Raw genomic sequence first — 12,402 nt, 5'->3', positions numbered from 1 at the left:
ATGCCTAAGCTCGCGCTCAGCATCCAGTATGCCTGCGAGGCTGGCGGAATGCCGTCTGAAACACAATTCCGCAAATGGGCCCGCAATACTCTACGGGTGGATACCGAAGCCACGCTGCGTATTGTAGACGAGGAAGAAGGCCGTATACTGAACCGTGATTATCGTGGCAAGGATTATGCTACTAATGTATTGACGTTTCCGCTGGTCGAGGAGCCTTGGCTGATTGGCGACATTATCCTCTGTGCCCCGATAGTGGCAAAAGAGGCAAGGGAACAAGGCAAGACACTGGAGGCGCATTATGCGCACCTGACTGTGCATGGCATACTGCACCTCCACGGTTATGACCATGAAGAAGAGGCGCAAGCCGAGCTGATGGAGTGGCTGGAATCCGGCATACTTACCAGGCTTGGTTATGCTGACCCCTATTTATCAGAAAAAACGGACATTTAATCAACCATCATGGCTGAACCTGACAAACGAAGTCCCAACGAAAAACCCCACTGGCTTGAACGCCTGACCAACTTTCTGCTCCGAGAACCCGAAGACCGCGAGCAGCTGATAGAACAGCTCCACACTGCCTACGAAAACAGCTTGCTCGATGCAGATGCATTGGCAATGATAGAGGGCGTGCTGCAAGTTTCGGAAATGCAGGTCCGCGACATCATGATCCCGCGTTCCCAAATGGATGTGATCGATATCACTGACCCTCCCGAAAAATTCATCCCATTTGTGATTGAAGCCGCCCACTCGCGCTTTCCCGTCATAGATGAAAACAAGGATGACGTTATTGGGATATTGCTGGCTAAGGACTTGTTGCGCTACTACACCGGCAAGGATTTTGATGCGCGCGAAATGCTGCGTCCTGCAGTTTTCATACCGGAATCCAAGCGTCTGAATGTCCTGCTCAAGGAGTTCCGCAGCAATCGCAACCACATTGCCATTGTGGTAGATGAATACGGCGGCGTGGCAGGCATGGTGACTATTGAAGATGTCCTGGAGCAGATCGTCGGGGATATCGAGGATGAGTTTGATGAGGATGAGAACGAAGACAACATCATCCAGGATGCGCAGGGTCGCTACCGGGTTAAGGCATTGACCGAAATTGCCGACTTCAATGAAATACTCGGCACACAGTTCAGTGATGAGGAATTTTCCACCATAGGTGGCCTGGTGGTCAGCAAGTTCCAACATATGCCCAAACGCGGGGAAGAAGTCAGTTTCGACAATATCAATGTAACGGTGCTGCGTGCCGATAGTCGCCGCGTCCATTCTTTGCTGGTAGAGCCGACAGTCCCCAGCGGGGATGATGACACGGCTTCCGTCTAATTGCTTGTTGCGTCAGGAACTTTAGGGAATAATTCCTTATCCAACCAGCATAACCTTGCCTGATGGGAGTTCGTGATGAAAATCGTGTGGCTTGCCCTGCTATTGGCTCTGCCTGGGTTGGTGTTCAGCCCCGGCAAATCGCTTGCTGAAGAAGCTGAGCAAGCGGAAGCGTCACCAGCGCTATCCGCGGATGGTATCCCGATTGATGAAACCACATTTATTGAGAACATCCATCAGTTTGACAAGGATGCCATCATTGCCCAGTTTGGCGAACCTGCGCGCAAAAAAGATTATCACCGTGCAGGAACCGACGAGTTAATGGCTTCCGTCTGGCAATACCATTACATCAATACCGGCCTGGACGGCACTTACTACCAAACTACCGAACTGGACTTTGTCGGGGACCGGGTCGTGTTGGTGGTGTTCATGAACCACGACGGGGATGACGGTTCAACAACACGCCAGGAAGTCGTTCCAGGCCTGTGAAGTCAAAAAATGCAATAAAAAAGCGATGCATAGCATCGCTTTTTTTATGATGGCCCTTCCAACTGGCCCACCATGGGCTTGAACTATTTCTTCAATGAATCACGGATATCGCGCAACAACAGGATATCTTCAGGTGTAGCGGCTGGCTCGGCTGGCTCTTCAGTCTTCAGCTTGTTGATCGTACGGATCAGCAAGAACACGGCAAATGCCACAATCGTGAAACTGACCACTGCATTGATAAACAAGCCGTAATTCAGTGTCACAGCTCCTGCTGCATGCGCAGCCGCAACCGAGGCATAAGGTGGTGCGATTTCAGCGCCATCCCTGAGGACAACAAACAAGTTGCTGAAATCCACATTGCCAAGCAACAAGCCTATGGGCGGCATGATCACATCATCCACCAGTGACTTGACGATAGCACCGAATGCAGCACCTATAATGATACCCACGGCCATATCGACCACGTTCCCTCGCATGGCAAACGCCTTGAACTCTTTAAACATAATTTCTCCTCGCCAAAAACATGTTGATACCAGGATAGATACGGAAGCCGAATGCTCCATGCCTGTCTAAGCCGCTATAATGCAATAAATAACAAACTCCAGTCTATACCAAGCTTTAAGGACCGTCTTGAAATTTTCCCGCCCCCGCCTGCCACATTTCATCGCACTGTTGCTGGGTGCATTGTCGGTATCAGGCTTTGCGCCATTTTACTTTTACCCTGCCACCATCATTAGCCTGGCTGGGCTGTTCTACCTCTGGCACCGGTCCCATTCCGCAAATAACGCATGGTGGCTGGGGTTCAGTTTTGGCCTGGGACTGTTCAGCTTTGGCATTTACTGGATTTACATCAGCCTGCATGACTTTGGCGGAATGCCTGCGGCAATGGCCATTTTCGCCACCTTCTGTCTCAGCGCATTCATGGCCCTGTTCCCAGCAGCTACTGGCTGGCTGGCTCGCAAGTTGGGCTCGCAATATCTCGCCATGCCCTTGATTTGGGTACTGCTGGAATGGGTGCGCAGCTGGATATTTACCGGCTTCCCCTGGCTGCTGGGCGGCTACTCACAAATTCCCGGCAGTCCGCTGGCAGGGTTTGCGCCTGTCTTGGGCATACACGGTGTTTCGCTTGCCGTCACCATCAGCGCCAGCATCCTGGCCTGGGCACTGTACCAGCGACGCAACCTCCCATCCCTGCGTCGATCAGCCCTGCTTTTGCTCACCCTGTGGCTGGCAGGTGGCCTACTCAAGCTCAACACCTGGAGCACGCCCACAGGGGAACCTGTCACTGTGGCATTGTTGCAGGGCAATATCACGCAAGACCTGAAATGGGAGAACAATACCCTGCGCCAGACCTTGCAACAATACCTGGATATGGCGCTACAAAGCCGGGCCCAGCTCATCATCCTGCCCGAAACAGCCTTCCCATTGCTTTCCAGCCAAATCCCGCAGGACTACCTGCAGCAACTGGCCGACCATGCCAGGGACAATGGCGGTGACATCCTGATTGGCACCGTGGAACACCAGGATAACGCTTATTACAACAGCATGCTGAGCATGGGACAGTCTCCTGAGCAGGCTTATCGCAAAACCCATCTGGTGCCATTTGGCGAGTTCATCCCGCTCAAGCGGGCATTTGGCTGGATTTATGAAAACTGGCTCAATATCCCGCTGACCGACCTGGCCCGTGGCGGTTTTCAGCAAAAGCCCATGCATATTGCCGGGCAGCAGGTGGCTATCAATATTTGTTACGAAGATGTGTTTGGCGAGGAAATCATCCATCAGCTTCCGGAAGCCACCCTGCTGGTCAACACCAGCAATGACGCCTGGTATGGTGAATCTCTGGCAGCCTATCAGCACCTGCAGATTGCCCAGGCACGCTCACTGGAAACTGCCCGCATGATGCTGCGCTCCACCAACACCGGTGCCACCGCCATTATCGATACCGATGGCCAGTTGCTGGCCCATGCGCAACATTTCACCGCTACCACGCTTGAAGGCACCGCCCGGGGCTATGTGGGCATGACACCTTATGTACGCTGGGGCAACTGGCCAATGCTTGGTTTCCTGTTTAGTGCACTTGGCCTTTTGTGGGTGCGTAAAAAGAAGTAAAATCAAGCCCTTTTGACGTCTCATGAATATCAGGGATGTGCATACTGCACTTTCATGGCAGCGCCGCAGATGATGCGATTGCCGTGCGAGATTTTTGATTTAAACAACCATAGAACTATAACCATACACTGACCGCCATGCTGACTTTTCAACAGATCATTCTGACCTTGCAGCAATACTGGGATAAACAGGGTTGCGCCCTGCTGCAACCTTACGACATGGAAGTGGGAGCAGGCACCTCGCACACTGCCACTTTCCTGCGCGCCCTGGGGCCAGAGCCGTGGAAAGCTGCCTATGTGCAGCCTAGCCGCCGCCCAAAGGACGGCCGCTATGGTGAAAATCCCAACCGCCTGCAACATTACTACCAGTTCCAGGTGGTGCTCAAGCCAGCCCCTGACGATATCCTGGAACTCTATCTGGGCTCCCTGGAGGCACTAGGCTTTGACCTGAAGAAAAACGACATCCGCTTTGTCGAGGATGACTGGGAAAACCCGACATTGGGAGCCTGGGGCCTGGGATGGGAAGTCTGGCTCAACGGCATGGAAGTCACGCAGTTCACGTATTTCCAGCAAGTGGGCGGCATCAACTGCAAGCCGATCACCGGAGAGATTACCTATGGCCTGGAGCGCTTGGCCATGTACCTGCAAGGCGTAGAAAACGTCTATGACCTTGTGTATTCCAAAGGCATCAATGGCGCGGCTGACCTGAAGTATGGCGACGTGTTCCACCAGAATGAAGTCGAGCAATCCACCTACAATTTTGAACATAGTGATGCCGACTTCCTGTTTGTCGCCTTCAACGCGCACGAGAAAAAAGCCCAGGAACTAATGGAACACAAACTGGCCCTGCCCGCTTATGAGCAAGTATTGAAGGCCGCACACACCTTCAACCTGCTGGACGCACGTGGCGCTATTTCGGTCACCGAGCGTGCAGCCTATATCGGCCGCATCCGCAACCTGGCCCGCGCCGTAGCCGCAAGCTACCTGGATAGCCGGGCAAGATTAGGGTTCCCCATGGCGCCTAGAGCATGGGCAGATGAAATATTGGCAGAATTGGCAAAGAAGGCAGCAGCATGAGCAGCAAGAACCTATTGGTAGAACTTTTCGTTGAAGAGTTGCCCCCCAAGGCACTGAACAAACTGGGAGAGGCCTTTTCCTCGGCCCTGCTGGACAGCCTGAAAGCCCAGGGCCTGGCCGCCGCTGGCTCCACCGTCACCGCCTATGCCTCGCCCCGCCGTCTTGCCGCCCATATCAATGACATCGCCGCCAAGGCTGCAGACAAGCAGGTCGCGCAAAAGCTGATGCCTGCCAGCGTGGGCCTGGATGCCTCTGGCAACGCCACTCCGGCATTATTGAAAAAGCTAAGCGCACTGGGTACCGATGCCAGCGCAGTCCCGCAACTCAAGCATGAAAATGACGGCAAGACGGATGTCCTGTTCCTGGACCAGACCGTGGCTGGCGCCACGCTGACCGAAGGCCTGCAAAAAGCACTGGATGATGCCATTGCCAAGCTCCCTATCCCCAAGGTCATGACTTATCAGTTACAGGATGGCTGGAGCAGTGTCAATTTCGTGCGCCCGGCGCATGGCCTGGTTGCATTGCATGGCAGTGACATCATCCATATCTCCGCCCTGGGCCTTACCGCAGGCAACCAAACGCAGGGACATCGCTTTGAAGCCAAGGTCAGCCCTATCGTGCTGCGCGACGCAGACAGCTATGCTGAACAACTGCAAGAAGATGGTGCCGTGATTGCTGGCTTTGCTGCCCGCAGAGCTGAAATTTCCCGCCAGCTTGGGCTGGCCGCAGGCAAGCAAAACCTGAAGCCGATTGAAGACCCAGCATTGCTGGATGAAGTGACTGCACTGGTAGAGCGCCCCAACGTGCTGCTTGGCCAGTTCGAGGATGAATTTCTGGCAGTACCGCAGGAATGCCTGATCCTGACCATGAAGGCCAACCAGAAGTATTTCCCGCTGCTGGATGCCGATGGCAAGCTCACCAATAAATTCCTCATTGTGTCGAACATCAGCCCTGTGGATGCCAGCGCAGTGATAGGCGGCAATGAGCGCGTGGTGCGCCCACGCCTGGCCGATGCCAAGTTCTTCTTTGAACAAGACCGCAAGAAAACCCTTGAGTCCCGGATTGCAGGCCTGGACAAAGTGGTATACCACAACAGGCTGGGCTCTCAGGGCGAGCGCGTCACGCGCGTGAGCACCATTGCCCGATTGATTGCAGAGGCCATTGGCAACCAAGCACTGGCACAACAAGCCAGCCAGGCTGCCCGCCTTTCCAAGGCTGATCTCGTGACCGATATGGTAGGCGAGTTCCCGGAACTGCAAGGCATCATGGGACGCTATTACGCCCAGCACGAAGGCCTGGACAATGATATTGCCTACGCTATTGAAGATCATTACAAGCCTCGCTTTGCTGGAGACGAACTGCCGCGCAACCAGGTGGGAGCAGTGATTGCGCTCGCCGACAAACTGGAAACCCTGGTTGGCCTGTTCAGCATAGGCGAGAAACCTACTGGCGAAAAAGACCCATTTGCCCTGCGCCGCCATGCGATCGGCATCCTGCGCCTACTGACTGAATCCGGCATTGCAATCCCTTTGGATCAATTGCTGCAACTCGCCTTTTCCGCCTTCCAGCATACATTTGACCAACAAGCGGTATTGCTTGCACTGAACGAATTCATCTTCGACCGCTTGGCTGGCAACTTGCGCGACAATGGTTATAGCGCTCAGGAAGTGGATGCCGTACTCGCATTGAAGCCACAACTGCTGGCAGAGATTCCCAAGCGCCTGGAAGCCGTACGCGCTTTTGCATCATTGCCAGAAGCAGAAAGCCTGGCAGCCGCAAACAAACGTGTAGGCAACATATTGAAAAAAGCGGAAAGCTCAGTCAGTGCCAACATAGACAATACACTGCTGCAAGAAGAAGCTGAGCAGGCCTTGGCCCAAGTGCTGGCAAACGTCAAACCAGCTGCTGATGCCGCTTTTGAAGCCGGGGACTATGCCAAGTCCCTGCAAACCTTGGCCGCACTCAGAACACCGGTGGATGCCTTCTTCGACAATGTCATGGTCAATGCCGATGACCCCGCACTTAAGGCCAACCGCCTGGGTCTGCTGGCCACATTGCATCAGGCCATGAACCAGGTCGCCGACCTGTCCAGGCTGGCGGCATGAAACCCATGAAGCTTGTCATCCTGGACCGCGATGGTGTCATCAATTACGACAGCGCCCAATTCATCAAATCCCCAGATGAATGGAAGCCGATACCAGGCAGCCTGGAAGCCATTGCCATGCTGAACCAGAGCGGCTTCCGGGTGGCGCTGGCCACCAACCAGTCCGGCATAGGCCGCGGCCTGTTTGACATGGCTACCCTCAATGCCATCCATGACAAGATGCACAAAGCCCTGGCACAATTTGGCGGCCGCATCGATGCGCTGTTCTACTGCCCACATGCTGCTGACTCCAATTGCAGTTGCCGCAAGCCCAAGCCAGGCATGATAGAAGAAATCAGCAAACGCTTTGGCATAGACCTCAAAGGCGTTCCCAGCGTCGGTGACTCCCTGCGCGACTTGCAGGCAAGCGCTGCCTTTGGCGCACAACCCATATTGGTACTCACTGGCAAGGGCGAGAAAACCCTGGCAGCAGGCGGCCTGCCTGACAACACCTGGGTATGCGCTGACTTGGCCGAAGCCGCACAACGCATTATCACAGAACTCCCCTGAAGCCGATGATGATCTACCTGCGCTCCCTTATCTATACCTTGGGCATGCTGTTATTTACCCCTGTTTTTACCACAGCAACGCTACTGACCTTTCCGCTGCCGCGACGTACACGCTATATCATTATCAGCGGCTGGGCCCATAGCATGCTGTGGTGGCTGCGTATCACCTGCAAACTGCGTTACCGCGTGATAGGACGCGAGAATATTCCCGACCATCCCAGCATCATCCTGGCCAAGCATCAATCTGCCTGGGAAACCCTGGCTTTGCAGCAGATATTTCCACCGCAGGTATGGGTGCTCAAGCGCGAGCTGCTCTGGATTCCCTTCTTTGGCTGGGGCCTAGCACTGACATCGCCCATTGCCATCAACCGTGCCGCAGGCCGTGAAGCGCTCAAGCAGTTGGTCAGCAAAGGCAAGGAACGTCTCAAGCAGCGCTTCTTTGTCGTCATTTTCCCGGAAGGCACACGCATGGCGCCAGGCACCCGTGGCAAGTACCATATTGGTGGTGCCTGGTTAGCCACCCACACCAAAAGCACAGTGGTACCGGTTGCCCACAATGCAGGCGAGTACTGGCCTAAGAACTCCTTTCTCAAATACCCGGGCACCATTACCTTGAGCATAGGCAAGCCCATAGACACCACAGGCCTCAAGCCTGACCAGCTTAACCAGATGGTAGAACACTGGATAGAGCAAGAAATGTTGCAGCTGAACGCCAGATGAGCAGCCACACCCTCGCCCTTCCCAATGGCGAGCATATTCCCTACCAGCTGGAACGCAGGCAGCGACGCACCATAGGCATGAAAATCACTGCCAGCGGCCTGGTGGTGCATGCGCCACAACGGCTGGCCCAGCACCAGCTTGAACAGTTGCTATTGAGCAAGGCCAGGTGGATCAGCAGCAAGCTGCAAGCGCGGCAGGAAATTGCAGTCCCTGCACTGCATTGGCGCGATGGTGCCCAGCTATTGCTATTGGGCCAGCCAGTCACACTGGAAGTGATCCCATCCACACGCAACAGCCGCCCTCGGTATGAGGCGGGCATACTGACCGTTGCCGCCATTGATACTAGTGACGAAGCCGCAATTGCACGCAAGGTTCTGCACTGGTACCAGAAAGAAGCGCTGGCAGACTTTACCAAACGCCTGCAAATTCTGGCCGCGAAACTGGGTGAACCATTGCCGCCCTTGTTTTTGTCCAATGCCAAAACCCGCTGGGGCAGTTGCAACTCCAGGCGGGAAATACGCCTCAATTGGCGTTTGATCCAGGCCTCCCCTGCCATCATCAATTATGTGACTGCGCACGAACTGGCCCACTTGCGCGAAATGAATCACTCTGCCCGCTTCTGGTCCACCGTCGCTAAAATCTATCCTGATTACCGACAAGCCGAACTGGCATTGAAAACCTGCTCCCAACAGCTTTACTGCATGGGCTGACCATAGCCTATATCACAACCAATTAATTTATTGTTTAAATTTAAATGCAACAATAGTATGATTACCACATGCAATTAACCAAATTCACAGATCTGGGGCTACGTGTCCTCATGTATGTCTCGCAGAATGATCGCAGCAAGCCGATTACCATCAGCGAAATTGCCACGCAATTCAACATCCCGCGCAATCACCTGATCAAGGTAGTGACTTTCCTCAACAAGACCGGATGGATACAAACCACACGCGGCCCCAATGGTGGACTGCGCCTGGGAATTGACTCATTGTCACTTAAGCTTGGTCATGTCATCCGCGTGCTGGAGGGCAGTGAATCGCTGGTAAACTGCCAGGAACCGCCTTGTCCGTTAAGCGGGCAATGTGGACTGAAAAGTGCGCTGGACCAGGGCCTGAATGCTTTTTATCATTACATGGACTCCTACACCCTCAGTGATGTTATCCGTAATCGCACGGCTAACGTGATTGTGCACTTACAACATACCCATCTGGCGGGATTACATTAAATATTCCGGCGTTCATTTGTCAGCCATTGGTTTTGAACGATTCGCAAGCAATTGCGATATTTTTTGGATTAATTGTTTCATTTTATATACAACAAAAGGAGCCTATATGCTATCCGCGACTGCCCGCCCTTATATCGATGCCAGCGTTCCTGTATTGCGCGAGCATGGGATTGACATTACCCGCGTGTTTTACCAGAACATGCTGAATGCCCATCCAGAATTGAAAAACCTGTTCAATATGGGAAACCAGGCTAATGGGATTCAACAGCAATCATTGGCCGCAGCTGTGTTTGCCTATGCGGCCAATATTGATAACCCTTCTGCGCTCGCGCCGGTGGTCAAGCGCATTGTGCACAAACACGCCGCCGTGGGGCTCAAACCCGAGCACTATCCAATCGTGGGCGAGCACTTGCTTGGCGCCATCAAGCAAGTGTTAGGTGATGCTGCCAGTGAAGAATTGATTGCCGCCTGGGGAGAAGCCTATTGGCTATTGGCCAATATGTTGATCGAAGAAGAAAAATCCCTATATCAAGCCACCCCGACCACCCCAGGAGAATTGATCTCTTTGGAGGTAATACGCAAGGTACAAGAGACAGACCACATCATTTCTTTCTATTTGCAAGCAGATGGCAAAAGCCCAGGACCATTCAATCCTGGACAATATATCAGCGTGGAAATGCAATTTGACCAAGGACGTGGACGGCAATTACGGCAATACAGCCTGTCTGACTCCACGGAAGCCCCATGGTGGAGAATCTCGGTCAAACGTGAACAGGAAAACGACAAGCCACATGGCCAGGTATCAAACTGGCTACATGATGAGGTAGAGGTAGGTGAGACATTGCGGGTCACGCCAGCTTTCGGCGACTTTAGACTGCATACAATCCAGGACTCGACGCCGGTAGCCCTCTTATCAGCAGGAGTCGGCATCACGCCCATTCTATCCATGCTCAACACATTGAAGGACCGAGCTCCAGAGCGTCCCGTATATTTTGCACATGCAACACGTAGCCCTGCCTGGCAGACGCATGGCCAGGATATACAAATGGCAAAGCTGAACATGCCAAACCTGGAAACCGCTTTTTTCTATGAAAGTATGGACGGAACCGCTCCCGGCCTTGGCGGAGTGCATAATGGATATATGGATGCAGGCGCCCTATGGCCCAGGCATTTGAAAAACGCAGAGATTTATATGTGCGGCCCGATCGGTTTTATGCAGGCACAACGCAAGAGCCTGATGGAAGCAGGCGTTCCCGCCGAACGCATCCACAGGGAAGTGTTTGGCCCCGACTTGCTTGATCACTTGCTATAAGTGCTGTTTGACATGTGAATGACCGTGACAACATGGTCATTCATAAAACTTGTGGAAAATGGAGGACTCAGGCGAAACTGATTGGCATGGCAGCAGTAGCGTCGCCCTGATGGACTTCACGCAAGCATTGCTTGGCACAACTGGCGCATTGGCCACATTCTGACGCAACGCCCAGCTCCCGCCTTAAATCTTTGAGGCTGCTGGCCCCGGCACGCGCTGCTTGAAATATTTGACCATCAGTCACTGCGCGACAAACACAGACGTACATATAAACCGACCAGATACTTTCTTTATCAAGTTAAGAAATAATCAAGCTACAAAACAAACGATAACTATTATCGTTTTTAACTCAAGCACTTGTCAAGAAGCATTTGCATTTGGACGCAATAAAAAAGCCGCAGACTTGCTGCGGCTTTTTCTGTCATGGGTATTTAGGCTAATGAGTACAGTTCATTAGTCCGCAGCTTCCATATGGGCTTGCAGATAGTTAGGCAATGTAACATCAGCAATCAAGCTGTGCTGTGTTTCAAGCCAGTCGATCGCACCTTCACTTTTTTCCAGCAACTCTTCCAGCAAGTCACGGCTGACATAATCCTGTAGCTCTTCACAGAGGGCAATCGCCTCCACCAGCAAGGGACGATGAATTTCCCTTTCGTACTTCAGGTCACCTTGCAGACACTCCACCACGTTTTCCCCGATCAGCAGCTTGCCGAGGTTTTGCAGGTTAGGCAATCCATCCAGAAACAAGATGCGCTCTATCAGCTCATCAGCCTCTTTCATCACACGGATTGATTGCTTGTACTGGTAGTCGTTCAGCCTTTCCAAGCCCCAGTTACGGAACATGCGCGCATGCAGGAAATATTGATTAATCGAAGTCAGTTCATTCTTGAGTACTTTATTCAAGATCTCAATAACCTTTTTATCACCCTTCATTTTGCTTCCCTTCTCAAACAGCCGCGTCAGACTTCATCTGACTCTGCAGGTAGTTTTCAAGCCCGATCATGCCAATCAGACGCAGTTGTTGCTCAAGCCAGTAGGCATGATCCATCTCGGTATCATCAAGCTGTACCAGCAACATGTCACGCGTTACGTAATCACTTGCCTTTTCGCATTGCGCCATCGCAGCTTTCAAATCTCCCACCACCTGATATTCAAGGGCGAGGTCAGCCTTCAGCATCTCAGGAACGGTCTTGCCTACTGTCAGGGAGTTACGCTTTTCCAGGTTGGGCTTGCCTTCCAGAAACAGGATGCGCTGGATAATGGATCGTGCATGTTGACGCTCGTGCTCAGACTCATGCAGGCTTTTCTGTGCAAGCTGGTTAAGGCCAAAATCTGCATACATTTCACCATGAATCAAGTACTGGTCGACAGCAGTGAGCTCTCCTGCCAACAGTTCGTTCAAGGTTTCAATGATTTTTTTATCGCCTTTCATAGCGCCTCCACGGAGTATTTTTCGATTGAATGGATGATACCGAAAAAGCCGCAGGATGCAT

Annotated in this window: 15 protein-coding genes; 11 read left to right on the top strand and 4 right to left on the bottom strand. The window is 52.9% G+C overall.

Going from position 1 to position 12,402, the window contains the following annotated elements:
- The 3 genes from ybeY (at position 1) to LG200_RS01735 (ending at position 1,812) form a co-directional block, all read left to right on the top strand.
- A complete protein-coding gene (gene ybeY, locus LG200_RS01745; RefSeq protein WP_226755880.1) occupies positions 1–450 on the top strand; it encodes an rRNA maturation RNase YbeY in 450 nt (149 codons plus the stop codon).
- A gap of 9 nt (positions 451–459) precedes the next feature.
- Positions 460–1,326: an HlyC/CorC family transporter gene (locus LG200_RS01740; protein WP_226755879.1), complete on the top strand. Its 867-nt coding sequence runs from the start codon at positions 460–462 to the stop codon at positions 1,324–1,326.
- 75 nt (positions 1,327–1,401) lie between these two features.
- Positions 1,402–1,812, top strand: coding sequence for a hypothetical protein (locus LG200_RS01735; protein WP_226755878.1), 411 nt, complete (start codon positions 1,402–1,404; stop codon positions 1,810–1,812).
- An 83-nt stretch (positions 1,813–1,895) separates the two neighbouring features.
- Here the strand turns inward: LG200_RS01735 and mscL are convergent, their stop codons facing one another.
- Positions 1,896–2,315: a large conductance mechanosensitive channel protein MscL gene (gene mscL, locus LG200_RS01730; protein WP_226755877.1), complete on the bottom strand. Its 420-nt coding sequence runs from the start codon at positions 2,313–2,315 to the stop codon at positions 1,896–1,898.
- A 127-nt stretch (positions 2,316–2,442) separates the two neighbouring features.
- On the opposite strand from mscL, the gene lnt reads away from it, so the two are divergent.
- The 8 genes from lnt to hmpA all read left to right on the top strand — a co-directional run bounded on the left by lnt (position 2,443) and on the right by hmpA (position 10,909).
- Positions 2,443–3,921 carry an apolipoprotein N-acyltransferase gene (gene lnt, locus LG200_RS01725; protein ID WP_226755876.1) on the top strand — a complete coding sequence of 493 codons (1,479 nt, stop codon included), beginning with the start codon at positions 2,443–2,445 and terminating at the stop codon, positions 3,919–3,921.
- 137 nt (positions 3,922–4,058) lie between these two features.
- Positions 4,059–4,997: a glycine--tRNA ligase subunit alpha gene (glyQ, locus tag LG200_RS01720; protein WP_226755875.1), complete on the top strand. Its 939-nt coding sequence runs from the start codon at positions 4,059–4,061 to the stop codon at positions 4,995–4,997.
- Entirely contained in the window at positions 4,994–7,102 is a 2,109-nt protein-coding gene (gene glyS, locus LG200_RS01715) for a glycine--tRNA ligase subunit beta (RefSeq protein ID WP_226755874.1), read from the top strand. Before glyQ ends, glyS begins: the two co-directional genes overlap by 4 nt.
- 5 nt (positions 7,103–7,107) lie before the next feature.
- Positions 7,108–7,650: a D-glycero-beta-D-manno-heptose 1,7-bisphosphate 7-phosphatase gene (gene gmhB, locus LG200_RS01710; protein ID WP_226757272.1), complete on the top strand. Its 543-nt coding sequence runs from the start codon at positions 7,108–7,110 to the stop codon at positions 7,648–7,650.
- An 8-nt stretch (positions 7,651–7,658) separates the two neighbouring features.
- A complete protein-coding gene (locus LG200_RS01705) occupies positions 7,659–8,369 on the top strand; it encodes a lysophospholipid acyltransferase family protein (protein WP_226757271.1) in 711 nt (236 codons plus the stop codon).
- Positions 8,366–9,079, top strand: coding sequence for a M48 family metallopeptidase (locus LG200_RS01700; protein WP_226755873.1), 714 nt, complete (start codon positions 8,366–8,368; stop codon positions 9,077–9,079). The genes LG200_RS01705 and LG200_RS01700 overlap by 4 nt, the downstream gene beginning before the upstream one ends.
- A 68-nt stretch (positions 9,080–9,147) precedes the next feature.
- The gene (locus LG200_RS01695) at positions 9,148–9,597 is read left to right on the top strand and encodes an RrF2 family transcriptional regulator (RefSeq protein ID WP_226755872.1); all 450 of its coding nucleotides are present in this window, start codon (positions 9,148–9,150) and stop codon (positions 9,595–9,597) included.
- Positions 9,598–9,703: 106 nt separating this feature from the next.
- Positions 9,704–10,909: an NO-inducible flavohemoprotein gene (gene hmpA, locus LG200_RS01690; RefSeq protein ID WP_226755871.1), complete on the top strand. Its 1,206-nt coding sequence runs from the start codon at positions 9,704–9,706 to the stop codon at positions 10,907–10,909.
- 67 nt (positions 10,910–10,976) lie between these two features.
- Here hmpA and LG200_RS01685 read toward each other — a convergent pair whose 3' ends face one another.
- The 3 genes from LG200_RS01685 to bfr (LG200_RS01675) form a co-directional block, all read right to left on the bottom strand.
- Positions 10,977–11,177: a (2Fe-2S)-binding protein gene (locus LG200_RS01685; RefSeq protein ID WP_226755870.1), complete on the bottom strand. Its 201-nt coding sequence runs from the start codon at positions 11,175–11,177 to the stop codon at positions 10,977–10,979.
- Positions 11,178–11,362: 185 nt separating this feature from the next.
- Entirely contained in the window at positions 11,363–11,842 is a 480-nt protein-coding gene (gene bfr, locus LG200_RS01680) for a bacterioferritin (protein ID WP_226755869.1), read from the bottom strand.
- A gap of 13 nt (positions 11,843–11,855) precedes the next feature.
- Positions 11,856–12,341, bottom strand: a complete 486-nt coding sequence (bfr, locus tag LG200_RS01675; protein WP_226755868.1) for a bacterioferritin — start codon at positions 12,339–12,341, stop codon at positions 11,856–11,858.
- Positions 12,342–12,402: the final 61 nt, after the last annotated feature.

The sequence above is a fragment of the Methylobacillus caricis genome (assembly GCF_020532705.1).
Taxonomy (GTDB): domain Bacteria; phylum Pseudomonadota; class Gammaproteobacteria; order Burkholderiales; family Methylophilaceae; genus Methylobacillus; species Methylobacillus caricis.
This window is presented reverse-complemented; position numbering and strand designations above follow the sequence as displayed.